The sequence below is a fragment of the Streptomyces sp. NPDC091416 genome (assembly GCF_044756845.1).
In the GTDB taxonomy this organism is placed as follows: domain Bacteria; phylum Actinomycetota; class Actinomycetes; order Streptomycetales; family Streptomycetaceae; genus Streptomyces.
In genome coordinates, this window is sequence record NZ_JBIVTU010000026.1 from 1 (window position 1) to 25042 (window position 25042).

Genomic DNA, 25042 nt, shown 5'->3' on the forward strand with positions numbered 1-25042 from the left:
CCCCGACGCCTGAGGGCCACCCCCCACCCACGACCAGGGATCCTTCCCCAACCTCAACTACGAAACGGACAAGAGCTCACGTTCCGCACTCTCAGGAACACGTCGCCGACGCGCAGGGTTGCGCGCTCGGAATGGGCGACGACGACCTTGACCTCATCCATGGGCGACCAGTATCCCGGAGGTGATCGCTGACGTCGCCAGGTTTTCGCTTGCGGCTGCGCAGCTGACCGCGTCCCGCTACCCGACAGCTCGGTGCGCGCCGCTGACTGACCAGGTCAGGCTGCGCCGTCTGAGTTGATCCGCTGGACAGGCCCTGAACAACTGGCCGGACCAGCGACGATCAGAATCCGCCGACAGGCGTCGTGGGGCTACCCATATGGGTGCCGCCCCATGCCGTAGATGACCTGGTTCGGCTCCGAGTTCGAGCCGGGGCGGATCTCCTGAACCATATCTCCGCTCCGGAGAATCACAGGCAGAGGAACCACCGGAGTCGTCGATCGTGGAATCGGTTGCTTCGACCAATCCTTGAGACGGCCCCTGATCAACGTCTTCTCGTCGATCCAGCCCACGGGAATGCCAAGCCTCTGCGCGTACACGCGGGCTGGGGGAACGGCAGCTGCGCCAGGTGCTTGGCGAAGTTCGTCAACGACTTGGAGCATGCCGCGGAGGACCTGGGTGCGGCGCAGCGCGGTGCTCCTGATCCTGTTCACCATCCAGCCCGATGCGCAGAGAGCCGCGAAGAGGGCAGCTGCTGCGAGGGCCGGCGTGAGCGGATCAATCTTCTTCCAGTACGAAGGGCCACCTGGCGGCGAAGCCGGAGGGCTCAGTTCCGCGGTGATCAGCGTGGCCCACAGGACTGCTGCGACGGCAGTTGCCCCCAGGGCTGAGGTGAGAACCTGAGTCGCTCGGGCGATGTGGCGGGAGATGGTGCCGCGGTTGAGGTTCGTGAGGTCAGCCAGTTCCTGATGCGAGTAGCCGACTCCCTTCGCCAGGAGGATGAGCCGTCGCTGCTGGCACGACATCCCATGCAGTGCCTTCTCCGCATCGAGGCGGCCGTCCACGTCCTCAATGTCCGAGACCCACAGGACGCGCTTGGCCTCCGCCTCTGCCACGTCAATGGGGTCGGCCACTCGCCGACGACGCTTCTCGTCTCGAACACGGTTCTTGATGACCGTACGGAGGTAGCCCTCCAGGTTGTTGATGGGTTCCTTGGCCTGGTTGGCCAGGGCGATCGCGATGGCGTCCTGGACCATGTCCTCGGCGCTCGCCCTGGACGCCGGGATCCGCGCATCATGAAGCCGCCCTCGGGCGTATGCGACGAGAGCAACGCCCTTCTCCCTGGACACCTTCGTGAGCTCGTCGGCGAACGTCCTCTCGTCAGCCATGGTTCTTGTTCCCCCGACTCCGGCCCGACTTGACCGCGGTCACCCTCTCAGCCCGTGCGCGGATGATGGCTGCCTTGCCCTGTGCACGCGCGAGGTCGGCTTCGCCAGTGGCACGGATCAAGAATGCCTCGTCCCTGGCGCGGTTGCTGTGAACCGCACTCTTGATCAGCTTCTTGAAACTTGAAACCAGCGCCAGCACCAGCACCCCCACGACGACCTCCATCGTGCGCTCCCTCCAACACTGTCCCGCGCGGCTGTTCCGCTGGGCCCGTTCAGCGAGATAGGGGCAGCAAGGGGCGTCTTGCATGACAAGGAAGTTCACTTTCTTCCCGCGCCTGACCACGAGCCTCTGCCCCTGGGCGGCAGCAGCCGGCTGAACCGTTCCGGGTCCATCCGGACGCCGGCGGCTGTTGGGGTCCACGGTCAGGCGCAGCGCGTAGCTCAGCGTGCGAGAGAAGCGTGCGTTGAACTGCCCGAACGCAGTCAGCATCTGCTCCGTGCCCTCGCCGACGAGTCGATCTTGGGGGATGGGTGATCCCGGTAGATGGGGCGGGGACATCCAACGGGCGAGCAGTGGGCTGTGCTGTGGTGTGGTGGAGCCGTTGTTGCCGAGGGGAACCGCCGGAGTCTTGTGCGTCGCGTAGTTGTCCAGGATCAGGTGCACCCCTGAAACTCGGCGGGCACCTCCTTGTCGATCTCGGCGAGGAACTTCTTGAACTCGGTGGCCCGGTGCCGGCGGTGCCGGCGGTGCAGGGAGCCGATCCCTTTGGCGGAGGCACCCCGGGCAGCACCGGCTGGGACCGGTCCAGGGCCTGTATCTGCGACTCCTCGTCCACGCACAGCACGAGGGCCTTCTTCGGCGGGTCGAGGCAGAGGCCGACCACGTTGCGGACCTTGTCCGGGGTCTGACTCATGACTCGTCTGACCGAGGTGTCCTGTTGCCACACGGTCGGCCGTTGAGCGGGGATGGCGCGTTGTCGGTGCCGGGCCGACGGGGTGCATGGGGCCAGGTCAGCTCGCTGTGGCCCAGGCGCGTCCGTCTGGTCGGTGAGACGTGGGTGAGAGAAAAACACCCCAGCCGGCCGGAGCCGGCGGGGGTTTCCCGCGCGTGCGGGCGTCGGGACCGCGCGCACGTTCTGGCCGTCGTTGGGGGCCCCACGCGTGCGGGCGTGCGCTGAAATGCTGCTCCATGGTCACGCTGGTGATCCAGTGGATCGCACGTCCGGGATTCAGTGCGAAGCGAGCGACTCGGCCCTTGGCGTGTCCTTCCGTTGACCATGGAACGGGGGGACCTTCGGGTGGCGTGCTGTGTCACTCGGTACGGCGGCTTGATGCCGGTCCTGACTCCAGGTAGGTCTGCCGGGTCACGACCTTGCCGTCGATGCGGGAAGACTCCTCCAGGATGCTTCCGGACGCCCTGTCGATCACGAGCCGTGTCGCGACGGCTTTGCTTCCCAACTGCGGATCGGCGGCAATGGTGTTCTCGATCGCGGTTCCCGGTCGGCCCATGCTGTCCTTGACGTTCCTGAGGAGCGTCACCCCGTCCGTCCGGGCCAGTACGTCGAACAGCGCCGAGCGCAGCGCCGGGCTCGCGGGGGAGTCTGCCAGGATGACGGAGATCGGGCCGAACGGATGGTCGCCGAAAGTGTCCGCGAGCGCGTCCGGATCTGCGGGCAGGGCGTCCAGTTGGGCCCAGGTCAGCCGGTTCCCGCCCACCAGCCACTGCTTCTTCTTGCCTGGGACGGCTTTCTGGCCGGGGGAGAGACTGTTCTGTGTCCACATGGTGCCCGTACGGTCGAAGACGAGTGTGGTGGTGCCCGTTCCGTCGTCCTCGTTCTCGAACTTGGTGCGGACCTTCCAGTACGGTGCCTGCGACGGGCGTGCGGCTCCTGCAGTGTCCGCCATGCCGTGCAGGAAATCGGCAGCCGACGCGGTCTGAGCGGGAGGGCGCCCGAGGTCGAGCACTGGATACGCGACCGCTCCGGTCGCCAGCGTGGCCACCGCCGCTGCCGCCACGAGGAGGCGACGGGTCAGCGGCACGCGGGTCCTCAACTCAGTGACCTGCTCGGCCGCCACCCGTCCGGCGACCGCGGTGACTGCCGCGTCCACCGCTGCCGCCGTCACGGGTGGCACCTTTGCCGCGGCAAGTAGCCCGTCCGCGCCGGGGAAGTCCAGCACGGCCGCCCGCGAAGACCCTGGTGCGTCGTCGTTGTCGTTCATCGGTTCTCCTTCGTCATGCCGTGAAGAGAAAGCGAAAGGGCTTCGCGGAGCCGTGTGCGAGCCCGGTGCAGCCGTGATCTGGCGGTGCCGGCCGGTATACCGGTCACGGCTGCAGCCTCCGTGGGACTGAGCCCCTCCCAGGCCACGAGGAGGAGCAATTCCCGCTCCGCCGGGGGGAGGTCGCCGATGGCACGGCGCAGCTCAGGTCCGGCGGCCGCCGCGTCGAGCCGGTGGTCGACCGCCTGCCACGGGTCGCCCACGAGGTCCGAGTGCGGTCCGCCGGCCCGCTCCTGCCTCGTATCGCGCCAGTGGCCTGCCAGCACGTTCCTGGCCACTCCGAAGAGCCATGCCCGCGCGGGGCCGCGGGCAGGGTCGAATCCCCGCCGCGCGGAGTACGCCTGCAGCCACAGCTCCGCGAGCAGGTCGTCGGCCGCGGCGGGTGCCCGCCGCGCAAAGTAGGCGTGCAGTGCCGCCGAGTGCCGCCGAACCAGTGGTTCGAAGGCCGACCCGTCGCGCTGGGCGCGGGTCAGTTGGTCGTCGTCCGGGTTCCCGGCATGCGCCCGGCAACGGTGATTCCTGATGTTGCCCAGCGCTGCTCCAGCGAGGCCATCACCAGGGCGGCGGTTTCTTCGTCGGCCGCGGTGATGTCGAAGACCACCAGGCCGGATTCCTGTACATGCTGTGCGTCGATCGCTTCCATGCCTGTACGACGAGCGGCTCGTTGCCGGGATGTGGATGCCTCGTGAGTTCCGTCCGTACGAGTGACAGAGACCCCTCCGGGGCTCAAGGACCATCGCTGCGTTGGATGACCGTGATCATGTGCCCCGTACCCGGCTGGTATTCCGGCCAGCCGCACGTCAGCCCGAACCGGTCGCTCACTATTTCGAGGGTTTGTCACTTACCCAGGGCTGCACTGGTGCATCGTCAGCCGTGTCGTTATAGGTGGGCAGGAGAGCGGGGTGGGTGCGGTGTGGGAGACAGACGAGTTTGGTGCGGCGCATGAGGGCCGGCCGGGAGTGCTCATCGCCGACGGATCGGAGCCGAAGGCGGTGTACTTCGATGCCGGTAGCGGTGGCCTCATGCATCAGAGCAGGGACCGGTGGGTCTACGACGGCACCCTGGGTGCACCGCTGGCCACCCATGTGCGCGCCTCGTGCGCGTGTGGGTGGCGTAGCGAGACCCACTACCCGCTGGATTGGGAGACCGTGGACCGCCACAGCCCCGAGGAGTACGACACCTCCGGTCTTGAGAGCGACGGGGACCAGCACATCGCCGAGGTCGAGGCCCGCGCTGCGCCCGTTCCGGAAGACCTCGCCGCTCTCCTCGCCCAGCTCGACCGACGCCTCGATGCCCTGGCCTCCGACGCACCCCTGGCTGCTCTGCGTGCGATCGCCACCTTGGAGCGCATGGTCACCGAGGCAGGCCGAACTGCAGCCCTTTATGCGGAGGCGGACGACGCGGTCGGGAGCACGCTCGGCTCTGGCTTGGGCCTGCCCGACCGCGATGCCCGCGCCCGCCTCCTGCAGTACACGCTGCGCTGAACGGCAGATGTCACACGGCTGGGCGCTGCTTATGACGGCATGTCCGCCTACGGAGCGGGTGTGTAGGCGACCATGGTGGTCGGGCACTCGGCGGCCAGGTCCTGGAGCGCCTGGAGTTCGGCCGCATCCGCGGCCAGAGTCCAACGGAGCTTGGTGGCGGTCCACTCGGCCGCGTACTGGCACCGGTAGTCGGCCGCCGGCGGGAGCCACTGCGCCGGGTCCTTGTCGGATTTGGACCTGTTGGACTTGGCAGTGACGGCGATGAGCGTGAGGGGGGAGTCCTGGTCGTTCGCGTACGCTTCCCGCCGAGTTGCGTCCCAGGCGAAGCCGCCGGAGTCGTGCACCTCCGCCAGGGGCACCATGTGGTCAACATCAAGTCCGCCGGCGTCCGTCACGGTGACGCCGTCGTACGCACTGGTCCAGGACCCGCCCGTGAGTTTGCATCCCGTCGCGACCTGAGGGGATTCGACGGCCTCGGAGAGGATGACCTCACGGCGGGTGTCGCACCCGTCTGTCGCGTTCAGGCCCTTGTTCCAGTGCTTGTAGAGCTCGCGCTTATACCCCTCGCGCTGCTCGGTTGCGACAGGGAGTTGGCCGACTGCGTCGGACAGCGTCAACAACGCGGGCGCCGCGACAGGTGCGGGCGCAGCGGCGACTGCGCTGAACGAGGCAGGTGTTGGCGCTAGAAGATCGGCTGCATGGACTGCTGGAGTGATCGCGAAGAGGGGAAGGGCGGTCAGGGCGGCGGTAAGAATGCCGCGCATCGTGTTAGTGATCATGCAGCCTTCGTACTGCCCCGGCGCCTCTTGATGTGGGCGAATCCGCTCACACGTCACCCCACAGGCGGGTAAGTCGTACCGCACCGCCCGTCACCGGCTCCTCGTTGTTCCGGCATGGGCCGATCAAGGGCCGCAAGGTGTACCTGCTGGCCGCGCTGGGCCACGCCACCGGTCTGGTCATGGCCCAGCTGGACGTCGGCGAGAAGACGAACGAGATCACCTGCTTGCAGCCGATGCTGGGCACCGTCGACGATTTGGCCGCCACCGTGGTCATCAGCGATGCCATGCATATCCAGCGCGACCACGCCGGCTACCTTCTCGCCCGCGGCGCCCACTACATCGTGATCGTCAAGAAGGAGGTGTTCAAGCAGGTCAAGTCCCTTCCCTGGGGACGTCTCGCTTCAGGGCCGCACCCGGAACACCGGACACGGACGGCCTGAGATCCGCAGGATCAAAGTCGCCACCGTGCACAACCTGCTGTTCCTTGGAGCCCGCCAGATCAAGCGTCGCCGCACCGACCGCAAGATCGGCCGGACATCGGTCACCGCTATCTACGCGGTGACCGGCCTGACTGCGGAACAGGCCACCCCAGCCCGCCTCGCCCAACTCGTCCGCGATCGCTGGAAGATCGAGTTGCTGCATCACATCCGCGACGCCACGTTCGCCGAGGCCCGCGGCCCTCGCCGTCCCCTCGCCCGCGTCGGGCTCACGTGATCACGAACTGGACAGCACCCGACAACGCCGAAGTCTTGGGCGCGTATCCACCTGCGGTTCTTCCAGCGAGTTCGGGCGCAGCCCAGCCGTGAAGCCTCGCAAGGCGAGCAGGTTCGCACCAAGTTGTTCTAGGGTGTTTTCGATTAGTGGCGCTACTCACGAAATCTTGTGCGCTGCCCCGAGCGTGTCGCCCATTTTCCGATTCTGAGATTCGGTGCTAATTCGCACGCAAACGCCCTGACGTTGACGGGCGTGGCGCGCTCAGGTCGGGTGAGGGCGTTTGACTCTGAATTTTCCGGGATATCAAGGCGAGGCGCCCGGCGCGCCGTCTGGCGCTTGGGTGCGCTCCCTGATGGAGACCCGTCTTGGTTAACAATCGCGAAGATCATTAATTCTCATATGCACGTGCATCTGGTGTTGCATTTAGGATCCCGCGGCAACTATCCCAAGCGTGAAGTGGAAACTCTTTTGGCTCTCGTGAACATTTACCGCGTCAAAATGATCGAGTGTGTTCATGTGTCTGCCTGAAGTGGTGCTCAAAGGGTGTGCGCGTGAGGTTGTGCAGGGGGGCAGCATTTCTGTTTTGACAGTTATCCCGAGGGCGTCGCGAATGCTCCTGGATCACCCGAGTGGCTGTAAGGTCGGTACTCAGGGTCGCTGCCCAACCACCATGAGTTGGGTGCCGCGCCCCAGAGGGGGCAACCTCTGGGGCACAGCAAAAGGGCACCCTCATATCCATAGGAGATGATGTGCTCTCTCGAGAAGGCCGAGGGTCCGCTATGACCACCCCGGCCTCTACCCCCAGTATGCCTGCCTGTTCGTGCCAGGAAACGGCCAGGGGCGGCGCAATCCGCCGGGCGCTGCGTGTGATCGTCGTGCTCGTGGTCCTCGCCGTTGCCGTCGTTGAGGCAGATCCCGTCCCGTGGGACGCCGTCCTGAACACGGTGGTGATGCTGGTCATGCGCCGCTAGGGCGTGACGGGTGGCCAGGCTGTCAGCCTGGCCACCATCCCGCTCGGTGATCCACTCTCGGCCGGCAGCGACGCTGGCCGTTCCTCGGGGAGAGACGCATGACTGCACCCACAGGCCCTGCCCGGTGCGCTCACACCGCCTGCGGTAAGCCCGTGAAGAAGAATTCCAACACCGGTCGGCCCAAGCTCTACTGCGACACTCGGTGCCGACGGCGTGCCCAGTGGGCCCGTGACCGAGCCCGCCGCAGCATCACCGACACACCATCGTCGGCGGGCGAGTTCAGCCCGGCTATCGCCGCAGAGATCCAGGCAGTGGCCCAACAGCTTCAGGAAGCCGCGCACCGCCAGGCACCGTTGGAGGTGCGCTTCAAACTCGCGCAATGGCTCCAGCGTGAAGTCACCTGCTACGTGGCCGCCGCAGTGCAGGACGAACGAGCCGTCGGCGAAGCATGGTCGACGATCGGGATCGCAACGGGAACGAGTGAAGCCTCGGCACGTGCGTGCTGGAGCGAGACGAAGGTGGCCGCGCAGCTCGCGGCACAGCCAAGGAACGCCGCCGCGCGTCGATCGAGGCAGCTCGACGCGGAGCGGCCGGTGGACTGGGTGTTCACGCGTCCCGCCGGCCCGGTGCAACGGGCTGCTGCCCGGGTGCTGCAGACGTACCTGACGGCACTCCGGGACGCTGCAGCGTTGTCCATCGAGGACGTGGCCCGACAGGCGAGAATGCCGAACGACGCGGTCACCCTGGGTTTGGGCGGCGAGTTGATCGCCTCTTGGCCGGTCACCTGTATGGTCGTCACAATCCTGGGTGGGGAGCCCCGAGACCTGCGCATGGCCTGGGAAGCAGCATCGGGCGAGGCGGACTACAGTTCCGCAGCCGAAGCCGAGCGCTGCCTCGGCGGTATTCTGCGCCCCCTCCACCTGGCGGCCGGTGCGCCGTCGGCTCCGGATCTGGCTGCGCGAGCGCGGCTCGATCCTGATGACGTCGAGCACGCACTTGCGGGCGGCCTACTGGACTGGCAAAGCACCGAGAGCCTCGCTGCTGCGCTGGAAGTGGAGCCGAGCATCGTGCACCCCTTCTGGAACATCTGCGCTCAGGCGACGGACGGGAGCACCGGATGGAGGTCGGTGTGGTGAAGCGTCGGCCGCACTCGGCGCAGAAGCTGTCTGCGCCGGGCCGTCCGAACACTCCCTGGAATACGCTGCCTTCCGCGAACTGAATGAGCAGGTCTACCTCGACTACGCCCGACTTCAGACCGATGACATGCGCCGTGCCGACGGGCCGTGAACCTTGCCTTCACCGCCCTCTGCGCCGGCTGGAGTGACGCGCTTTGCAGTGCGAGCCTCGCCGAGGAGGCGTGGAAGACCTTGAACCTTGCGGTCGGCAGCGTCGACGAGCACGGCATCATTACGAACGCCCGGCAACGGTGCCACCTCAGCGACCTCCAGGCAGACGCCGTACGCCTCTACCACCAACTGGGGCTGAGCCTGCCGGCCGCCGCGGCGGCCACGGGCACGGACGACCACACCGTCCGCGCGGCCCTGTCCTCCGCCGCCTTTACCACATGCCCGGCGACCCCCTGTTGCTTTTACCGATTCTGAGGAACGAGGGTGTATAAACGTAGGGGTTTCGCACCTCATGCTTCCCTCAACTCTCTCAAGGATCATTAACCCCTGCGGGGACTATCACGAGGGCGAAAGCCCATCTAGCATAGGGAACTTCCTTGGCCGAGATCTTCAAACGAGATCGGAAGGAGGGCAGATGGTCCACGGGGAGAAACCCCAAACTCACCGCATCGACATCAACACCCCTAGCGTCGCCCGCATGTACGACGCGCTCTTAGGCGGGGTAACCAACTACGCCGCCGACCGCGATGCCTGCAACCAGCTCCTGCGCATCGCCCCCAGCACACAGCTCCTTGCCCGCAACAACCGAGCATTCCTCCGACGAGTGGTGCGCTACCTCGTCAAGGACAGAGGTATTGGCCAGTTCCTCGACCACGGGTCCGGTCTGCCCACGCAGGAGAACGTTCACGAGATCGCACAGGGTCTGAACGGAGAATGCCGCGTTGCTTACGTGGACAACGACCCCATGGTCCACGCCTTCGGCCGCTCCACCCTGGACGAGAACGACGGCACCATGGTCATAGACGCGGACATGCGGGACTCCGCAACAATCTTTCGGGAAACCGAGGACTTCTTCGACTGGCAGAAACCTATCGCCGCGCTCTTCATTTCAGTGCTCCACTGCCTGAAGGACAACAGTGGTCGCGGGACCCCAGCCGAGATGATCGAGCGTGTCGCCAGCAAACTCCCCTCCGGAAGTTACCTCGTCATCTGCCAGCTCGCCAGCGACGACCCCCGTGTGCGCAACGATGTCACCGAACTGATGAGGGAACAGACCGGCGACGCGTGGGGTCGGGTGCGCTCACCGGAAGAGGTTCGCGCCTACTTCGACGGGCTGACCATCATCGACCCGCCCGGCCTGGGCAATGTCGTCGACTGGCTACCCGAAGTGCCGCCGCAGCCGCCCGAACTTAGAGCGACCGACTGGGTCGAGTGGGGTGGAGTCGCCTCCCTGTGACCCGCCACTGGGTCCGTGAAGCCATCTCCTAGGCATACGACTTGATGGCCTCACGGATCTTCTCGGCGCTTCCTGTGCGATCCAAGGCCGCCACGTGAACCTGGTGCAGATCCCTGCGGTACCTGTCGACCAGCTCCGGCTTGGTAATGTACTCGGCGCCGGTGATTCCCTCGACGTACACCAGATCAGCCGGCCCCTCGCTCGGAAACTCCAACTGCGTCATCGGGTACGGCGGGATGAACCCCTCGGCCGCGCCGAACGGCACGATGCGCACGTTCCATCGGGACTCTTCCATCACCCGGAGCAGGTGCTCCAACTGCTCGCACATCGCCTCGGGCCCGCCCCAGGGCCTCTTCAGTACGCCTTCATCGATAAGGGCCGTCAACCGAACGGTGTTGCCCCACCGCAAGGCCGTCTGCCGCTGCAAGCGCAACGCGACCGTTCGCTCGACGTCCCGCTCGTTCACCATCACCTTCTCAACGAGGCTGCGCGAGTAGGCCGGCGTATGGAGAACCCCAGGGACCACCTGGCTCTCGTACGTCATGATGTGGGACGCGCTGCCCTCCAGAGCAATCAACCGCTTGAGGTAGCTGGGAGTGACATCACTGAACTGCTGATACCAGGCCCTGTCGAGCGCCTGCTCCAGCAGCTGTTCTATCGTCCGCCGCTCTTCGGCGCCGAGGCACATGAAGTCGGCCAGATCCATTACATCCCGACGCTTCGCGGGACTCTCGCCGCGCTCCAAGCGGCTGATCTTGGAGACCGAGCCGCGGATGACGTACGCCAGGTCCGACTGGTTCAGGCGGCGCTCCTCGCGGCACTGCCGGAGGAACTCCCCGAGCATGATGTTCGATGCCTCGCGGCCGGGGTGGAGATGTGTGACAACCGCGTCCTGGCCGTCCGGCTGCGAATGCGGAACAGCGGGCATGCGAGGCTCCCAGAGGCTAGATGCCAGTATCTGCCCCTCAGGATGCACTCCGCCTACCCGCAGTTCCAAGCCTTGGCCCAAGCTAGGCCATCAGTCGATCAAATGGTCGAATTCGCCCGCCTTGGCGGCTGCGAGGAAATGCCTCACCTCGTCCGGTGTGTACAGCAGTGCCCCGCCGTCGGGAAAGCGTGAATTGCGCACGGCCACCCCCGAGTCGAGCTTGGCGAGTTCCACGCAGTTGCCGTTTCCCTGGCTGGACTGCGCCTTGACCCACTGGGCACCCGGAATCTCGCTGGCGAGAACGCCATTCTCGATCTGCATGAACTTCCCTCTCTCGTGGACTATTCAGTGTCACGCCAGCTGGGCTCAGTCACGGATGCGGCCTGCCCGAATTCTCATTTGGGATTGCATGGCGAGACATGATGAGAATCCTAGTCAGCCCAAGACGGTGGTGAAGTCCCCCGTAAGGGTGCTCTCGCACCCTTACGGGAAGATGGTCCGACAATCACGCTCTCTGGTCGCCTGGTTGGTCGAATCAATCATCGGCGTGAACCTGGTGTCGGAATATCGTGATTGAATTCGAGGAGGTATCCCGGCTCGCCGGGAAACGCTGAAAGGTGCCGAGGTTTTCGATCGGACGTTCCGGGCCACTGAGCGAATCGTGCGTACGCCCGACATGCGGGCGAGCGCGCAGGAGAGTCCGGCGAGCAGCGAACTCGAGTTCTACGCGGGCGCGGTGATGGTCCAGGCTGGCAGTTCCGGTCCGGGGCCGGCCCAGACGGCCCGGGTTGCCCCGCTCTGGGGATGCTGCGAGGTCGGTGGGGCGAAGTGAAAGCCTGCGTTCCCGTGGGGAGCCGTCCAACGGATCCTGTGTCCGTTCGAGGCATGCTTTCATCCATCTCCACGAGCGGCTGAACTGCTGCTGTGACCGTCTTCTCGTCCAGTGGGGCGCCTATGGCTGTGTCCCCGCCGTGCCGTCGGCGAGGCGGGTTTCGCGGCGGTCACGCCGTCGATCCACGTGGCCGACTCACCTCCGCTCGCGCGGAGAGCACATCGGCATCGGCAAGATGTGATGGGGCATCAGCGGCTCACCTCCGCTCGCGCGGAGAGCCCCCGGGCACCGGCGGGAAGGTCCCCGGCTCGGACGGCTCACCTCCGCTCGCGCGGAGAGCACCAGGAGGAAGAGGAAGCCCACGCCCACGACAACGGCTCACCTCTGCTCGCGCGGAGAGCACCCGAAGCCGAAGCCCACCCCGGCCGCACCGGCCGGCTCACCTCCGCACGCGCGGAGAGCACCTGCTCGGACCTTCATGCGGCGCTCCTGTCGGCGGCTCACCTCCGCACGCGCGGAGAGCACCCTTCGCGACCTGGCCTTATTGGACTGCTTTGCAGTCTCTTTGCCATGGTTCGGTGCGCATGCATCTCGATTCAGTGTGGTCGCGAAGCGAGTGTACGGCGCGCCCCTCGTCTCGGTTGGGGCAGGAGCTATTTGGGGTGCTTGTCAGGGGGTATCTGCAGGGGTTCGGACCCGGTGTACCCGCCCCGGATCTTGTGGTTCAAGAGCGCCTGGGCCAGCGGGTGCAACCGGAACCCACCGGTTTGGGTCATGGCAGCAGGATCTCCGGTTCGTACGGGTTGGGGTCGCCACCGTGATCGAGTAGCAGTTGTGCGCCGGCTGCCGGGTGCAGACAACGAGGCTGACGGCTAACCGGCTTCGACGAGGTGAGGGACGAGAAATGCAAGACCATCGAGAGGGAACATCAACAGATTGGAGAACACCCCGGCTTTTGCACCCCGTTATGGCAAGCGGCACCGGCGCTGCGGCGCCGTCGATATCTGGCTCCGCACCTGACTGCGTGCCGCGGCCTCAACATACCGAGGAAATCGGCGCCCACTCCAAAGCCGCTGCCGAGGGGAAGCCTTCAACGCTGATGACGCCGCCGCCAGTACCGTCGGCCGATTCGATCAGGGGCCTTGACACGGAGCAAGGTTGGGTTCCTGCGGTGCAGGGGGGTGTACGGAGCGTGCGTAGTCAGGCGATGGGCCGGCTGATGGTGGCCAGCTGGGGCGGAGGTTCGCCGTGTTCGGCTGGGCTTCACAAGGTGAGGGCGGGGGAGCGTTAGTTGTTGACCCGGTTGTACTCGGGCTCTCCGGTTTCGAGTACGCGGAGCAGGGAGGCGGTAATTACGCGTGCTCCGCGGCCGATGTGGAGCACACGGCAGGGGAACTTCCCCTGGCGGACGAGGTCGTAGCCTTTCGCGCGGGAGAACCCGAAGGCTTTGGAGGCATCTGCCACGCTGCTGGTGCCGCCCCAGGTGGCACGGATCTGCGTGGGGCTGCACGCCGTGCTCTCAACGTTCGCGTCGGCAGTTACTGGGCTCACGTGGTGGCTCCTGGGGGTAGATACGCGTTCCTGACGCGGTGAGCGGGGCGATCTGCGCGGTCGTGACAGGCTCTCCGTCAACGAGGAGTCGGGTTGCTCCTTGATGCGACTGCGAGATATCCATGGTGCGCGGGAACGCCGTTTTGGCTAACCGGCGTTCTCGGGCTATGTTGCCCAGCTCTCAGGCGGATCGGACCTTGCGCCCGAGCCGTGGTCGGCTGTTCACGGGGCTCGTGAAAGGGGCTGGTCCGCATTGAGGAACTGGGGTGTATTGGCGAGGGCCCCCGTCCCTGCTGGAGGCTGAGTGGTCCGCAAATTGCCCTCGATGCGCAACACGATCACTGTCCGGGTCGGAGCGTTGACGGATGGCGTTGGCGGGGAGCTGTTGGCGCCCAGCTGGCCTGGAGGCACGAGGGTTAGGGGCGTCGGGCGAGCAGGGCGTCGAAGTGGGCCTGCTCCAGGAGCTGCCCGGCGACTGCGCGGCGATGTGGGGGTTCGCAGCGATCTCCCCTTGTGTGGCCAATTCTCCGCTGTGACGCTCCGAGCTCCGTACGCCTCCCTGGCCGACTAGAAGAAGGGTATCTGACCTGCAGTTTCGTGCCCAGGCGTCCAGGTCGACATCGTTCCGATGGCCCACCACGTCGAGTGTGTCGTGATCCTTGAGCCTGCTGTAAAGGGTGTCTGACCTGCGACTTCGCCGAGCGCGCATTATGTGCGCTGTGGGCGTTACGGGCGATATCCTGACGCTGAAATGACGCTTGTGACGTTGGTCCTGATGGGGTGTCAGGCGCCTTGTCGGGCAGGTCAGGCCCTGTCAAGGTGACGAGCATCGATGGGGCGCCAAGGAGAGGCGATGCTGAGCGCAGACCTACTGTGTTGATTTGATGTCCTGGGAGAGAGTAGTTGCTCGGCTGACCTGCAGGAACGACCGACCATCAGCCTCTGACCTGGGGAAATGGCCTTTCGGTTGTTTCACGCTTGTGCCCCTTGGCGCGGCCGAGAGTCCCTGGAAAGTCCCAGAGGGTGTCCAAGGAGACCAGGCGTTCTTTCCAGGTCATGTGGGCTGTGCCGCGCGGCGTCTGCCGGCATGGCGGCCGCGGCAGAGGGGTGCAGCAGGCAGTGGTGGCAGGAAGACCTGCTGCTCCACCGGGCCCGATAGTGGTGCTCCGGCATCCGCTACCGCTGTCACCCGATTCCCACGCCAACCACCGCCACCTGGCCTATCGTCAACCTGTGGATGCGCTGACGCCAGAAGATCCGACTCACATCGGCCCATACCGTCTCATTGGTCTGCTCGGGGCGGGTGGGATGGGGCGGGTGTACCTGGCACGGTCCGTGGGCGGGCGCACGGTCGCCGTGAAGGCGGTGCGGGAAACGCTGGCGCAGCAGGACGAGTTCCGGTGGAGGTTCGCGCGGGAAGTTGAGGCGGCGCGCAGTGTGGGCGGCTCCTGGACGGCGCCGGTTCTCGACGCGGACACGCAGGCCGCGACCCCCTGGGTCGCCATCGGCTACGTACCGGGCCCGGACCTGCACGCGGTCGTCGGTGGCGAGTACGGGCCGCTTCCGGAGGAATCCGTCCTCGCCCTGGCCAACGGACTTGCGCACGCCTTAGCTGACATTCATGTGGCCGGCCTCGTGCACCGTGATATCAAGCCTTCCAATGTCCTTCTCACCGTGGACGGGCCTCGCGTTATCGACTTCGGAATCGCGCGGGCGCTGGAGACACCGGTCGACGGAGTCAGAACCCGAACGGGAGTGGTGATCGGCTCGCCCGGCTTCATGTCACCCGAGCAGGTTCGGGGCGGGAAGTCCGACCCGGCCTCAGATGTGTTCTGTCTGGCGTCCGTTCTCATGTACGCCGCGACCGGCCGGACTCCGTTCGGTGAGCTGGGCAGCGGCGCACATGCCCTGATGTTTCGGATAGCCGAGGAGGCGGCAGACCTGGAGGGCCTGTCGGAACCCCTGTACGGCCTGGTGCGCGATTGCCTGATGAAGAACCCCGCCCGGCGCCCCTCCACGGGCGATCTTTTGGAGCGCACGTCGCAGTGGGCCCTCACGGCGCGGCCGGACTGGCTACCTGGCAAGCTCCTCGCCCACCTCGGTTCCAACGCTGGCCGACTGCTGGATGCCGACGGACCCTCCGCGCGGACCCTTCTCACCCCTCCGGCGCAGGCAGTGTCTCCACCGCCGGACGTGCCCCTCGTGAAGCGGCCGCGCCGACCCGCGATCCGCAAGTCGAGGCTCCTCGTGCTCGCGACGGCACTGGCTTTCACCGTGGGTACGGTGGTTCTTCTCCCCCAGTTGTTCGGGGGCGACGACGGCGCGGACGGCAGCAACGGTACGGACGGGCCCGGACGGCCCTTACCGCGCAACAACTCCGCGTTCGTCGGGAACTGGGCAGGTGAGGTCGAGGATAATGACGGAGCGGGGCCCATGCGGTTCCTCCGAATAAGGATCGGCCTGGGCAATGCTTCGGGCAACAGCGGAACGTACTCCTTCCTCCAAGGGCAGCGTATGTGCAGGGGAACGATCGGATCTGTTCCGGTCAACGGTGGCCATATGGTCATCAAGCGCGAAGACCTGAAGCAGGCGGAGGTCATTGCGGACCGACCGGAGGACGAAGTGTTGGCGTGCCAACCACCGAAGACCCAGACGCTCACACGGAAGGGAGACGAACTCCACTGGGAGGCCGACGTGTGGTCTGCCGTCCTGCGTGACGAGGGGGACGAACCCACCCCGCGGGCGATCAGTGAGAAATACACCGGCACATGGACCAGTGAGGATGTCAGTCCTAACTATCGTCTCCGGATCGAAGAGGTGGAGCTGGATTCGACGATCAAGATCACTGCGGGCACCTCCCCAAGCGAGTGCTACATCACGGGCAGACTGATCGCCATCGAGGAGGGAAGTCTGTCCGCCGGGTTGATCGAGGGCGAGACGGTCGCACAGGGTGTCTGTGCCGACTTCGGCTCTTTCATACTCCGCTCGACCGGCAAGAACACGATGGATGTGCAGGCGGAGGGGTACGACGGGCCGTTTGGGTTCCACCGCACTAACTGATCGTTTCAGAATGAGTTGAGCTCGGGTCTTGCGCTTGACGATCTTGGTCGGCAGAGTGTCCGGAATGCGTGCTGATCTTGTTACTGACGACCTGTGGGACCGGCTGGCCCCGCTGCTGCCGCCCGCTCCCGAGCGCCGCCGCCGCTATCCCGGGCGGCTGCGTGTTTCCGACCGGGCGACGCTCTCCGGCGTCATGTACGTATTGCGGACTGGTGTCGCGTGGCGCGATGTCCCCGCGGAGACTGTGGGCTGTTCCGGAGTAACAGCCTGGCATCGGCTGCGGGACTGGACCGAGGCCGGCGTCTGGCCCCGCCTGCATGCCGCCCTGTTGAGCGAACTTCGACGCGCTGGCCTGCTGGACCTGGACGACTGCTCCGTGGACGGATCCCACATCCGCGCCCTCAAAGGGGGGATCACGTCGGCCCCTCAGCCGCCGATCGTGCCCGCCCCGGCTCCAAGCATCACTTGATCGTCGACCGCCACGGAACTCCGCTCGCCGTGACGCTGACCGGCGGGAACCGGCACGACGTCACCCAGCTCCTGCCACTGGTGGACGCCGTCCCATCGATCCGGGGACTGCGGGGACGCCCCCGCCGCAGGCCCCGGCGTCTGTACGCGGACCGGGGCTACGACTACTACAAGTACCGCTGCCTGTTGTGGAAGCGCGGCATCAAGCCGTTGATCGCGTGACGCGGCGTCGCCCACGGCTCCGGACTGGGCAAGGTGCGCTGGGTGGTCGAGCGCGCCTTCGCCTGGCTGCACCAGTTCAAACGGCTCCGCACCCGCTACGAGAGACGCGCCGATCTTCACCAGGGCCTGCTCGAACTGGCCTGCAGCCTCATATGCCTGCGCCGCCCGCGCACCGCATCCTGAGCGATCAATCGGCTACGGTGAACCACCCCGGCCGCACCTCGTCCAGAAGCGGTTGCAGGGACCGCACTGCGGAGCGCAGGTCCTGATCCGCGACGTCAAAAGGCTCCGCCAGGCTCAGCCCATAGCAACGCAGCCGCCAGATGTCGAAGACTTCGCTCCCGTCGGCTGCGAAGTCCACATCGACCTCAGTGCCGTCGTCGCTGACGAAGCGGCACCCTGCCCCATGAACCGTGTAGGAGTAGCTGCCGACGCGCCCACTCCGGCTGATGATCCGGCGCGAACGGACCAGGCCGAGGACATCTCCCAGTCGCTCCAGCGACGGGATCGCCACCCTCATGGCCTCGTCAATTGTGTTCAGAGCGTGGACGTAACCGAGCACGAGCTCCCGTGCAGCCCCAACCCGTACCATACGGCGTCATCCCCTCTGATCCCGCAGCTGAAGGGATTGTTCCATGGGGCCGCCAGCATCTCCGCAGGACGGCATTCTGAAACGATCAGTTAAAGCGCACTCGGGGAGAAGTATCCGGGAGCTGCCACCAGACTTGTTGCGCGTTCAATGGGTTCACCACTTCCGAGGTTTCCTCGGCGGGGCTCTTGGGCTCATCGCGTGCGCACGGAGGGTGTCAGTGGTACGTGCAGAGTTGGTATCAGTAGTCGGTGATGGCAGTCGTGGTGCGGCGGATGTCCACGATCGCTGAGCCTGCCGTGTCGGTCAGCGCCGGCGTGCTGTCGTCGCCAAGAACTCATGTGCCGCGGCGATCTCGCTGGAGGATCTCCGGACCGGCAACGGTCCAATAGACGTCGAAGGATGCGCAGGGGCAGGTCCATTGTCAGTGCGATGCGCTTCACTGTCCGCCATGAAGCTCACCCAGACGACAGTGAACGATCTGTTGGCTCAGCTCGGCCCGGCGGACGGCCACATGTACCTGCCCGATGACCTGGATCCGCAAGTTCTGACCGACCTGCTCGTCGGCAGGTACGGAGCCCCTCGGACGCTCGTCCTCGACGGCTTCACCGATCCGACGGTCGACGAGGTCAGTGGCGCGGGTCTTCTTTCCCCTTTCGGTGACCGCGCTGTGGCGATGCGGGCCTGGGCCTATGGGGATCAGTGGGTTGGCATGGGTGCGGCGCGAGACGACGACGACATCGAGCGGCCGGTGCTGGTGGTCGCCCACAGACGGGTCCTGGAACCTTTGGCGGTCGCTCCTCATGAGAGCGCTGACTGGGTGGAGCGACTCGTACAGATCACCGGCTGGACGCAGCCTGCGCAGCAGCCGGACGCGCGTTGGGCGGAGGTGGAGTCACGCCTGGGCACCACGCTTCCTACTGACTACAAGTGCATGGTCAATACGTTTGGCGAGGGAGCCTTCGACGCGTGGCTGAGCCTGTATCAGGAGCCGTGGACGAGTCTCAGAGAGGACGGGCTGCTCATCTGGGCGGGCACGGAGCACGAGGAGCTGTACTGCTGGCGGGTCAGCGGCGACGACCCTGATCAGTGGCCCGTCGTCGTCCGGACCTTCGACGACGGCGACGTCCTCTTCGACAGCCAAGTCGCACAGTTCGTCTGTCGCATCCTCATCGACCCGCACCACCGGTTCACGATGGCCCGCTATTTCGACACCCATTGGTTCATGAATTACCAGGAGAGCGACTGACTGAACTCGACCCCCAACGGGGCCCTCAGTCACGTCGCCCGTGCAAGGTGCTCCTACTGGTGCCGGGCAGTTGCGGACCGAGCCCCAACTACGACGCGGCCGCCGACATGGCCGCGTTCCTCACCACTCCCAGCGCGACGGGAGCTCCGGCGTGAACGACGAGACCACGTTGAGCGGCGTCGACCTGGCCCGCGTGGCCCTGCAGAACTCCCGCGCCGCGGCGAAGACCGCACCGCAGCCCGCCCGCACCAGAACCACCAGGTCAACGTCGTTGCGCAGGGGCGGCCGTGACCCGCTCGCCTTCGGTGAGGCCATCACGAGGATGGTCGCCGAACGCGGTGGGTACCGCGATCCCGGTCCGCGACGGCGCTGCGTCGTGCGCACCCCGCAGGCGCGGCGTGCCGCTCGCGGGCACGGTCCGGGGCGGGTGAGCTGTCGCGCGGGCGGCCGACGGGAGCGGCCGCATTCGGTGCCGTGAGGTTGCGGACGGGGGGAGTCGGAGGTCACTCGGACGGCGCTTGTGCCGCCCGGCCCGATCTCGCAGCCCCCGGGGAGCACCATGTTCACCTTCGACGCGTTGTCCCGGCGGCTGCAGCGCAGTGCGCGCATGGTGTCCGGATGGGAGCGGCTGCGCCTGGAGCGGTTGCGGGCGATGAGAGCGGTCATCGAACAGCGCGACACGCTCGTGGTGATGCCGATCGGTGCTGGGAAGTCCGCCGCCTACCAGGTGCGCGGGGTACTTCTGTCCGGCCCCACCGTCGTCGTTTTCCCTCGGATCGCCCTGCAACGGGACCGCGTGAGCGGCCTGTTGAGATGGGCTGGTGTGGACGCTGCGGCCGTGAACTCCACCCAGAGCCGCGGCGAGAACGAGGCGGTGTGGGATCGGATCAGCGAAGGAGACGTCGACTTCGCCTTCCTCGCCCCGATGCGGCCACGAGGTCGCGGTCGTCGTTCAGATCTGACGTGCCCGCGCGCGCGAATAGGTAGCCGCCGTTCAGAGGGGGGTGTAGCCGCGGGTAGTGATGTGGTCGTGGGCAAGGTGGGTGAAGGTGCGGGCCGCGGCGCTCTGGTAGGCGCTATCGCGTCTCAGCAGGGTGACGGTGCGGGCGGGGAGGTCGGGGGTGAGAGGGATGGGGGTGAGGTGGGGGTGGTCGTGGGCGATGGCGTTGGGCAGGACGGTGACCAGCGTGGTGCGCTGGATGATTTCGGTGAGGACCTGGATGGAGTTGGCCTCCACCGCGATGCGTGGCTGCACCGCGTGGGTGGTGAAGTACGCGTCGATGTGTCCGCGAGTGGCGAAGTCGCCGCTCAGTAGCACGAGTTGGCGATCGGCGAGGTCTCGTACAGGAAGTGGCTCCTGTCCGCTCGTTCCGGGCCGGCCGGCGGCGGTGACGAGGGTGAGCGTCTCGGTGAACAGGGCGGTGGCGGTGATGCCGGGCAGGTGGGACCCGTGGAAGGCGATGCCGAGGTCGAGTTCGTCGGCCAGCAGGCCGGCTTCGATGCGGTCCTGAGTCATTTCCCTGAGGTCCAGGGTGATACCAGGGTGGCGGGTGTGGAGTTCAGCGGTGAGGGGGCCGACGAGGTAGGCGGTGAAGGTGGGGGTGAAGGCGAGGCGGAGGTGGCCGCGGGAGAGGTCGGCGACGTCCAGGACGGCACGTTCGGCAGCCGCCAGGTCGCGCACGACCCGGCGGGCGTAGTGGACGTAGGTTTGCCCCGCGTCGGTGAGGCGTACGGTGCGGCCGGTGCGGTCCAGCAGCTGGGCGCCGACAGTGCGCTCGAGCTGTTTGATCTGCTGGGAAAGCGTGGGCTGGGAGATGTGCAGGTCTTCGGCGGCACGGGTGAAGTTCGCGTGCTCGGTGACAGCGAGCAGGTAGCGCAGATGACGGAGTTCCAGGGCCATGACCCAACTATAGATGTCAGTAATTATAGGCATTGATATTGAGTCTTGGACGCTATAGATACTGGTCATGCATGGTGGAACCCGTCAGCCCCCGAGGCCGACAGCCACGAAGGGAGTGACCATGCAAGACCTCATCGAGGGCGTTGCGCAGTTCCAGCGGGACGTCTACCCGGCCAAGGAGGGCCTCTTCGCCCACTTGGCGACCACCCACCACCCCTCCACGCTGTTCATCAGCTGCTCGGACGCCCGGGTGGTGCCGGAGCTGATCACCCAGAGCGAGCCGGGCGAGCTGTTCGTTATCCGCACCGCCGGGAACCTCGTCCCCGCCTACACCCCCGGTCCCGACGGGGTCGCGGCCAGCATCGAGTACGCCGTATCCGTCCTGGGCGTGAGCGACATCGTGATGTGCGGGCACTCTGCCTGCGGCGCGATGACCGCCCTCGCCGAGCAGCACGACCTTTCCTGCGCGCCGGCGATCGCCGACTGGCTGCGGCATGCGGATGCCTCTCGCGCCCGTATCGCCGGAGAGTCCGGCGCGCAGGAGGTGGATGTCCTGGTGCAGGAGAACGTGCTCGCCCAGTTGGCCAACCTGGCCACTCACCCCTCCGTCGCCCGCGCCCTGAAGACGAAGTCGGTCACCTTGCACGGCTGGGTCTACGACATCCCCTCCGGCACCATCACGGAACTCCACACCAGCGTCCCCTCGCCCGCCCTCGCGGCCTGACCGGGCCAATCCTGATCCCCCGACGCGGGATCACCCCTGCCCCCTCTACATGCCGTTCCCCCCTTCCCCCCGGCGATCGGCATGACCGAAAGGAAACCCATCTCATGGTGCACGCCCAGTTCGACAACACCGCCCGTCAGGCCCTGGCAGCCAAGGCCGTTGACGCCAAGATCAGCAAGGACCTGTCCTGGCAGCAGATTGCCGACGCCGCGGACCTCTCCATCGCCTTCGTCACCGCCGCCGTACTCGGCCAGCACCCGCTGCCCAAGGCATCAGCCGAGGCCGTGGCCGACCTTCTGGGCCTGGACGCCGACGACACGATGAGGCTGCAGACCATCCCCACGCGCGGCTCCATCCCCGGCGGTATCCCCACCGACCCGACCATCTACCGCTTCTACGAGATGCTCCAGGTCTACGGAACGACCCTGAAGGCCCTGGTTCACGAGCAGCTCGGCGACGGCATCATCTCCGCGATCAACTTCAAGCTGGACGTGAAGAAGATCGCCGACCCCGAGGGTGGCGAGCGCGCCGTCATCACCATGGACGGCAAGTACCTGCCGACCAAGCCCTTCTGATCGCCCTGAGCTTGAGTTTTAGCCTCGCGATGAATGGCGCCGGGACTCGGTTCCCGCCTCGTCGCGTCAGCGGCGCAGGACGTTGACGACTCGTTCTCTTCCGAGGATCGGTGCGTCTTCGCATCCGGTGGGGGTGACCAAGTACGGTCCGACCCACTTGCGGGTGTAACCCGTCGGGTCGTCTTGGTCGGGGTAGGTGCGGCGGTGAGGTCGTACGAACCACTGGTGCCGGTAGACGCGGCTGGCGGTGTCCTGTGCCCCGTGATCGTCGTCGGGGGCGGGCCGGATTGACTGGCGGAGAGTGATGTAGCGGACCGGAGCATCGGGGTGTTCGGCGCCGGCCCGGCGCAGGCGTTTACGGGCGGCGGCGTCGGGCCGCACCTGTTCGGCTTGCCACAAGGCGCGGCGGGCGTCGGCGGGCTGGCGGATCAGCAGCAGGGTGCCCAGCAGCGTCCGGATCACGCGGAGCTGGTCCTCGTTGATGTTGTTGACCTGGTCGGTGCCCACGCCGTACCGGTCCTTCGCCGGGCGGCCGTACTTGTCGACGGTCCAGGCGTGCTTCACCTGGTCCCACTCGGTCTCGGTGTTCAGCGGAATCGTCGCGCCGAAGCCGATGGCCAGGCCACCGGCGAGCGAGCCCTGGATTTGGCTCGCCCAGGTCGGATCAGCCTGGCTCCCGAGTTCCTCCAGGGTGCGCCGGTACGGCCCGGCATCGTCCAGGACGAGGATCCGCAGGGTCATCCCGGCCCGGCACCACAGCACGGCCCGCGGCCGGCCGAGGGTCTTGGTGTGTGCGCTCGGGTCGTCGGACCAGAGCAGGAACCCGATCGGGTCCGGCAGGTCGGCCGCGTCGAACGCGCACACCGGCAGTTCCTCGCCCGTCGTACGTGCCAGCCACGTCATGCGGTCGTTGACGAAGAACTGCTCTGCGCCCCGCACGGCACTCCGCATCGTGAGGGGGTCGGTGAAGCCGTGGACCTGTACCGCACCTGAGCCGCGCATGCCGCGCTCGACGTTGTTGTCGGCCCAACGGAGGAAGTCCTGACGGACTTCGGGAACATCACATGCGCGTAGATGAGTTGTCGCCACACCTCACACAACGAGTCCGCCGAATGGAAGTCACTCCGATTGATGTGATCATGCGCTTTGTTGAAGCGCTGTTGATCATCCCGATGCTGTGAAGGTGACTCCCCTGCACGACTTCTCCGGTCACGATTCCCTGACCGTGTTACCCAGTTCCGGATCGACTTCTACGACTGCTTCACGGCCCGTCGAGACGAGCTGTTCGAGCTCACCGATGCGATGCTGTGCGCGGATGGGCCGGTGAAGACGCTGGTCGGGCTGGCTCTTGCGCCGGAACACCGGCGCGGGCACGGGGCCCTGTACGCGGGCCTGAACCGGGGGCGGTTGGACGTGGATCGACTACGGCGGGCTCTGGTTTCGGTGCCCCTGCCGAAGGCGGCTGACGGGCGTCTGGTGCTGGCGGTGGACGTCTCGCCCTGGCTGCGACCGGACGCGGACACCGCCCCGGACCGGTGCTTCTGCCACACGTACGGGTACGGCGACAGCAAGCATCTGATGATCCCCGGCTGGCCATACTCGGTCGGACCGGGTGATGCGCCAGCCGACGCCGCCACGGGTCTACGACCCCATAGGCGGCCGACCGCCGAAGCGCGGCGGCGAGTTCGTCTTCGGCCGGTCGGACACCTGGGGCGAGGAGCATGCGCAGGACCGCGCGTGCGTACGCGAGGACCAGGCCGTCGACGGCGAGGACACCGCGGCCGGATCGGCGTCGCCGGTGGCCGGGGTCGGCCCGCTGCGCGGGAAAAGCCGAAGGATGTCCCGATCGATGAGCGGGTGGGACAGCGCGCTGCCGTAGCTGGGGCCGGTGACCAGCCGAAGGCTGCGGGGTGGGACAAGACGCAGCAGCAGCGGAGAGTGGCCCTTCCGGATGATCTTGGTCTGCGGGTGGCTCTGGGGCCGGTGTCGTGGCTGTGGGAGCGGCTGTCCGGCTGGCAGCAGAACCATGTCGAGGAGGCCGCGAGGGCGGAGCTGGCCGACGCTCACCACCGGCTGGAACTCGTCTGGGCTGACGGCGGCTATACCGGCAGCCTCGTCGAGCACTGTCTGGCCGGCCTCGCGCTGGTCCTGGCGATCGTCAAGCGGAGCGACGACATGCGCGGCTTCGTGGTGCTGCCCAAGCGGTGGATCGTCGAGCGGCTCTTCGCCCACCTGATGCGAAGCCGCCGTCTGGTGCGTGACTCGAACGATCCACGAGCAGCGCCGAGGCGATGATCTACTGGTCGATGACCATGATCATGACCCGCCGCCTGGCCCGCTCACGTTCCGCGCGAGGGTGAACCGGCCCGGTGCCGGCTCGGCCAGCCAGCCCCGCGCGACCAGGCGTTTCGCCTTCGACCGCAACCCCTCCACCTTGACCGGCACCACATCCAGGCCGAACACGGCTGCCATCTCCTGACAGGCCAGCGGCCCTTGCCCGAGACGGACCCGATCCTCGACCGAGGCCAGGATGCGCTGGTAGTCCACCGACAGTGCCGTCGCGGCCAGCCCTTCGCGCCACATCGGAACCTGCGACCTCGCCTTCACCGCCAGAGGCGGAGATGCCTCCACCTCGGCTCCCGTCACAACACCCTCTGGCACGTCGGTGGCGACCACGCCGGCTGAGTCACTGCCCGGCGCGGACAGTACCGCACCGACACGCTCGTCGCGACAAGGCATGGCGTGCAGCGG

Annotated in this window: 23 protein-coding genes and 6 pseudogenes; 14 read left to right on the forward strand and 15 right to left on the reverse strand. The window is 66.5% G+C overall.

Going from position 1 to position 25042, the window contains the following annotated elements:
• Positions 1–86: 86 nt before the first annotated feature.
• The 6 genes and pseudogenes from ACIQMX_RS39890 to ACIQMX_RS39915 all read right to left on the reverse strand — a co-directional run.
• Positions 87–161: pseudogene (locus ACIQMX_RS39890) on the reverse strand (aminoglycoside phosphotransferase family protein); the annotation flags it as partial.
• A gap of 207 nt (positions 162–368) precedes the next feature.
• A complete protein-coding gene (locus ACIQMX_RS39895; RefSeq protein ID WP_402485892.1) occupies positions 369–1385 on the reverse strand; it encodes an RNA polymerase sigma factor in 1017 nt (338 codons plus the stop codon).
• Positions 1386–2009: 624 nt separating this feature from the next.
• Positions 2010–2284: pseudogene (locus ACIQMX_RS39900) on the reverse strand (IS630 family transposase); the annotation flags it as partial.
• Between the two features lie 412 nt (positions 2285–2696).
• The gene (locus ACIQMX_RS39905; protein WP_402485894.1) at positions 2697–3605 is read right to left on the reverse strand and encodes a hypothetical protein; all 909 of its coding nucleotides are present in this window, start codon (positions 3603–3605) and stop codon (positions 2697–2699) included.
• A complete protein-coding gene (locus ACIQMX_RS39910; protein WP_402485994.1) occupies positions 3602–4195 on the reverse strand; it encodes an RNA polymerase sigma factor in 594 nt (197 codons plus the stop codon). The genes ACIQMX_RS39905 and ACIQMX_RS39910 overlap by 4 nt, the downstream gene beginning before the upstream one ends.
• Positions 4132–4305, reverse strand: a complete 174-nt coding sequence (locus ACIQMX_RS39915; protein ID WP_402485997.1) for a DUF6207 family protein — start codon at positions 4303–4305, stop codon at positions 4132–4134. The genes ACIQMX_RS39910 and ACIQMX_RS39915 overlap by 64 nt, the downstream gene beginning before the upstream one ends.
• A gap of 379 nt (positions 4306–4684) precedes the next feature.
• Here ACIQMX_RS39915 and ACIQMX_RS39920 point away from each other — a divergent pair, with 379 nt between their 5' ends.
• Positions 4685–5146 carry a hypothetical protein gene (locus tag ACIQMX_RS39920; RefSeq protein WP_402485897.1) on the forward strand — a complete coding sequence of 154 codons (462 nt, stop codon included), beginning with the start codon at positions 4685–4687 and terminating at the stop codon, positions 5144–5146.
• A gap of 47 nt (positions 5147–5193) precedes the next feature.
• Here ACIQMX_RS39920 and ACIQMX_RS39925 read toward each other — a convergent pair whose 3' ends face one another.
• A complete protein-coding gene (locus ACIQMX_RS39925) occupies positions 5194–5925 on the reverse strand; it encodes an HNH endonuclease family protein (protein WP_402485899.1) in 732 nt (243 codons plus the stop codon).
• A 104-nt stretch (positions 5926–6029) separates the two neighbouring features.
• Here ACIQMX_RS39925 and ACIQMX_RS39930 point away from each other — a divergent pair, with 104 nt between their 5' ends.
• The 5 genes from ACIQMX_RS39930 (at position 6030) to ACIQMX_RS39950 (ending at position 10193) form a co-directional block, all read left to right on the forward strand.
• Complete coding sequence (locus ACIQMX_RS39930) at positions 6030–6365, forward strand: transposase (RefSeq protein ID WP_402485902.1); 336 nt, start codon at positions 6030–6032, stop codon at positions 6363–6365.
• A gap of 25 nt (positions 6366–6390) precedes the next feature.
• Entirely contained in the window at positions 6391–6639 is a 249-nt protein-coding gene (locus ACIQMX_RS39935) for a hypothetical protein (protein ID WP_402485905.1), read from the forward strand.
• A gap of 1123 nt (positions 6640–7762) precedes the next feature.
• On the forward strand, positions 7763–8746 hold the full coding sequence (locus tag ACIQMX_RS39940) for a hypothetical protein (protein ID WP_402485908.1): 984 nt from the start codon (positions 7763–7765) through the stop codon (positions 8744–8746).
• A 147-nt stretch (positions 8747–8893) separates the two neighbouring features.
• The gene (locus ACIQMX_RS39945; protein ID WP_402485911.1) at positions 8894–9211 is read left to right on the forward strand and encodes a hypothetical protein; all 318 of its coding nucleotides are present in this window, start codon (positions 8894–8896) and stop codon (positions 9209–9211) included.
• A gap of 160 nt (positions 9212–9371) precedes the next feature.
• On the forward strand, positions 9372–10193 hold the full coding sequence (locus tag ACIQMX_RS39950) for an SAM-dependent methyltransferase (RefSeq protein WP_402485913.1): 822 nt from the start codon (positions 9372–9374) through the stop codon (positions 10191–10193).
• Between the two features lie 28 nt (positions 10194–10221).
• Here the strand turns inward: ACIQMX_RS39950 and ACIQMX_RS39955 are convergent, their stop codons facing one another.
• Together ACIQMX_RS39955 and ACIQMX_RS39960 are read right to left on the reverse strand one after the other, a co-directional pair.
• Positions 10222–11121, reverse strand: a complete 900-nt coding sequence (locus tag ACIQMX_RS39955) for a helix-turn-helix domain-containing protein (RefSeq protein WP_402485916.1) — start codon at positions 11119–11121, stop codon at positions 10222–10224.
• 90 nt (positions 11122–11211) lie between these two features.
• Positions 11212–11442, reverse strand: a complete 231-nt coding sequence (locus tag ACIQMX_RS39960) for a DUF397 domain-containing protein (protein WP_402485919.1) — start codon at positions 11440–11442, stop codon at positions 11212–11214.
• 340 nt (positions 11443–11782) lie between these two features.
• Between ACIQMX_RS39960 and ACIQMX_RS39965 the strand changes: the two genes are divergently transcribed.
• Entirely contained in the window at positions 11783–11953 is a 171-nt protein-coding gene (locus tag ACIQMX_RS39965; protein WP_402485921.1) for a hypothetical protein, read from the forward strand.
• A gap of 1287 nt (positions 11954–13240) precedes the next feature.
• Here ACIQMX_RS39965 and ACIQMX_RS39970 read toward each other — a convergent pair.
• Entirely contained in the window at positions 13241–13504 is a 264-nt protein-coding gene (locus tag ACIQMX_RS39970) for a hypothetical protein (RefSeq protein ID WP_402485924.1), read from the reverse strand.
• Positions 13505–14737: 1233 nt separating this feature from the next.
• On the opposite strand from ACIQMX_RS39970, the gene ACIQMX_RS39975 reads away from it, so the two are divergent.
• Together ACIQMX_RS39975 and ACIQMX_RS39980 are read left to right on the forward strand one after the other, a co-directional pair.
• The gene (locus tag ACIQMX_RS39975) at positions 14738–16564 is read left to right on the forward strand and encodes a serine/threonine-protein kinase (RefSeq protein ID WP_402485927.1); all 1827 of its coding nucleotides are present in this window, start codon (positions 14738–14740) and stop codon (positions 16562–16564) included.
• Between the two features lie 64 nt (positions 16565–16628).
• Positions 16629–17437, forward strand: a pseudogene (locus ACIQMX_RS39980) (IS5 family transposase).
• Between the two features lie 4 nt (positions 17438–17441).
• Here the strand turns inward: ACIQMX_RS39980 and ACIQMX_RS39985 are convergent.
• On the reverse strand, positions 17442–17846 hold the full coding sequence (locus ACIQMX_RS39985) for a DUF6896 domain-containing protein (protein ID WP_402485930.1): 405 nt from the start codon (positions 17844–17846) through the stop codon (positions 17442–17444).
• Between the two features lie 448 nt (positions 17847–18294).
• Here ACIQMX_RS39985 and ACIQMX_RS39990 point away from each other — a divergent pair, with 448 nt between their 5' ends.
• Positions 18295–19092 (forward strand): hypothetical protein, encoded by a 798-nt coding sequence (locus ACIQMX_RS39990; RefSeq protein ID WP_402485933.1) that lies wholly within the window; start codon positions 18295–18297, stop codon positions 19090–19092.
• A 120-nt stretch (positions 19093–19212) separates the two neighbouring features.
• Here ACIQMX_RS39990 and ACIQMX_RS39995 read toward each other — a convergent pair whose 3' ends face one another.
• Positions 19213–19407 carry a hypothetical protein gene (locus tag ACIQMX_RS39995; RefSeq protein WP_402485936.1) on the reverse strand — a complete coding sequence of 65 codons (195 nt, stop codon included), beginning with the start codon at positions 19405–19407 and terminating at the stop codon, positions 19213–19215.
• A 679-nt stretch (positions 19408–20086) separates the two neighbouring features.
• The gene (cynR, locus tag ACIQMX_RS40000; RefSeq protein WP_402485939.1) at positions 20087–20992 is read right to left on the reverse strand and encodes a transcriptional regulator CynR; all 906 of its coding nucleotides are present in this window, start codon (positions 20990–20992) and stop codon (positions 20087–20089) included.
• A gap of 121 nt (positions 20993–21113) precedes the next feature.
• On the opposite strand from cynR, the gene ACIQMX_RS40005 reads away from it, so the two are divergent.
• Positions 21114–21716 (forward strand): carbonic anhydrase, encoded by a 603-nt coding sequence (locus ACIQMX_RS40005; RefSeq protein WP_402485941.1) that lies wholly within the window; start codon positions 21114–21116, stop codon positions 21714–21716.
• A gap of 104 nt (positions 21717–21820) precedes the next feature.
• Positions 21821–22291, forward strand: coding sequence for a cyanase (cynS, locus tag ACIQMX_RS40010; protein WP_402485943.1), 471 nt, complete (start codon positions 21821–21823; stop codon positions 22289–22291).
• Positions 22292–22357: 66 nt separating this feature from the next.
• Here cynS and ACIQMX_RS40015 read toward each other — a convergent pair whose 3' ends face one another.
• On the reverse strand, positions 22358–23293 hold the full coding sequence (locus ACIQMX_RS40015) for a hypothetical protein (protein ID WP_402485946.1): 936 nt from the start codon (positions 23291–23293) through the stop codon (positions 22358–22360).
• A gap of 240 nt (positions 23294–23533) precedes the next feature.
• On the opposite strand from ACIQMX_RS40015, the pseudogene ACIQMX_RS40020 reads away from it, so the two are divergent.
• Together ACIQMX_RS40020 and ACIQMX_RS40025 are read left to right on the forward strand one after the other, a co-directional pair.
• Positions 23534–24005 (forward strand): annotated as a pseudogene (locus ACIQMX_RS40020) (transposase); the annotation flags it as partial.
• A 377-nt stretch (positions 24006–24382) separates the two neighbouring features.
• Positions 24383–24553, forward strand: a pseudogene (locus ACIQMX_RS40025) (IS5/IS1182 family transposase); the annotation flags it as partial.
• 54 nt (positions 24554–24607) lie between these two features.
• Here the strand turns inward: ACIQMX_RS40025 and ACIQMX_RS40030 are convergent.
• A pseudogene (locus ACIQMX_RS40030) lies at positions 24608–25012 on the reverse strand (hypothetical protein); the annotation flags it as partial.
• Positions 25013–25042 lie beyond the last annotated feature (30 nt).

What these genes read in the sequence shown, in the direction of transcription:
- ACIQMX_RS39925 (WP_402485899.1), bottom strand. Translation starts at nt 5,925, where the DNA reads ATGATCACTAACACGATGCGCGGCATTCTTACCGCCGCCCTGACCGCC.
- ACIQMX_RS39905 (WP_402485894.1), bottom strand. Translation starts at nt 3,605, where the DNA reads ATGAACGACAACGACGACGCACCAGGGTCTTCGCGGGCGGCCGTGCTG.
- ACIQMX_RS39895 (WP_402485892.1), bottom strand. Translation starts at nt 1,385, where the DNA reads ATGGCTGACGAGAGGACGTTCGCCGACGAGCTCACGAAGGTGTCCAGG.
- ACIQMX_RS39995 (WP_402485936.1), bottom strand. Translation starts at nt 19,407, where the DNA reads ATGGCCTCACCGAAGGCGAGCGGGTCACGGCCGCCCCTGCGCAACGAC.
- ACIQMX_RS39985 (WP_402485930.1), bottom strand. Translation starts at nt 17,846, where the DNA reads ATGGTACGGGTTGGGGCTGCACGGGAGCTCGTGCTCGGTTACGTCCAC.
- cynR (WP_402485939.1), bottom strand. Translation starts at nt 20,992, where the DNA reads ATGGCCCTGGAACTCCGTCATCTGCGCTACCTGCTCGCTGTCACCGAG.
- ACIQMX_RS39950 (WP_402485913.1), top strand. Translation starts at nt 9,372, where the DNA reads ATGGTCCACGGGGAGAAACCCCAAACTCACCGCATCGACATCAACACC.
- ACIQMX_RS39920 (WP_402485897.1), top strand. Translation starts at nt 4,685, where the DNA reads ATGCATCAGAGCAGGGACCGGTGGGTCTACGACGGCACCCTGGGTGCA.
- ACIQMX_RS40015 (WP_402485946.1), bottom strand. Translation starts at nt 23,293, where the DNA reads ATGCGCGGCTCAGGTGCGGTACAGGTCCACGGCTTCACCGACCCCCTC.
- ACIQMX_RS40005 (WP_402485941.1), top strand. Translation starts at nt 21,114, where the DNA reads ATGCAAGACCTCATCGAGGGCGTTGCGCAGTTCCAGCGGGACGTCTAC.
- cynS (WP_402485943.1), top strand. Translation starts at nt 21,821, where the DNA reads ATGGTGCACGCCCAGTTCGACAACACCGCCCGTCAGGCCCTGGCAGCC.
- ACIQMX_RS39990 (WP_402485933.1), top strand. Translation starts at nt 18,295, where the DNA reads ATGAAGCTCACCCAGACGACAGTGAACGATCTGTTGGCTCAGCTCGGC.
- ACIQMX_RS39960 (WP_402485919.1), bottom strand. Translation starts at nt 11,442, where the DNA reads ATGCAGATCGAGAATGGCGTTCTCGCCAGCGAGATTCCGGGTGCCCAG.
- ACIQMX_RS39915 (WP_402485997.1), bottom strand. Translation starts at nt 4,305, where the DNA reads ATGGAAGCGATCGACGCACAGCATGTACAGGAATCCGGCCTGGTGGTC.
- ACIQMX_RS39955 (WP_402485916.1), bottom strand. Translation starts at nt 11,121, where the DNA reads ATGCCCGCTGTTCCGCATTCGCAGCCGGACGGCCAGGACGCGGTTGTC.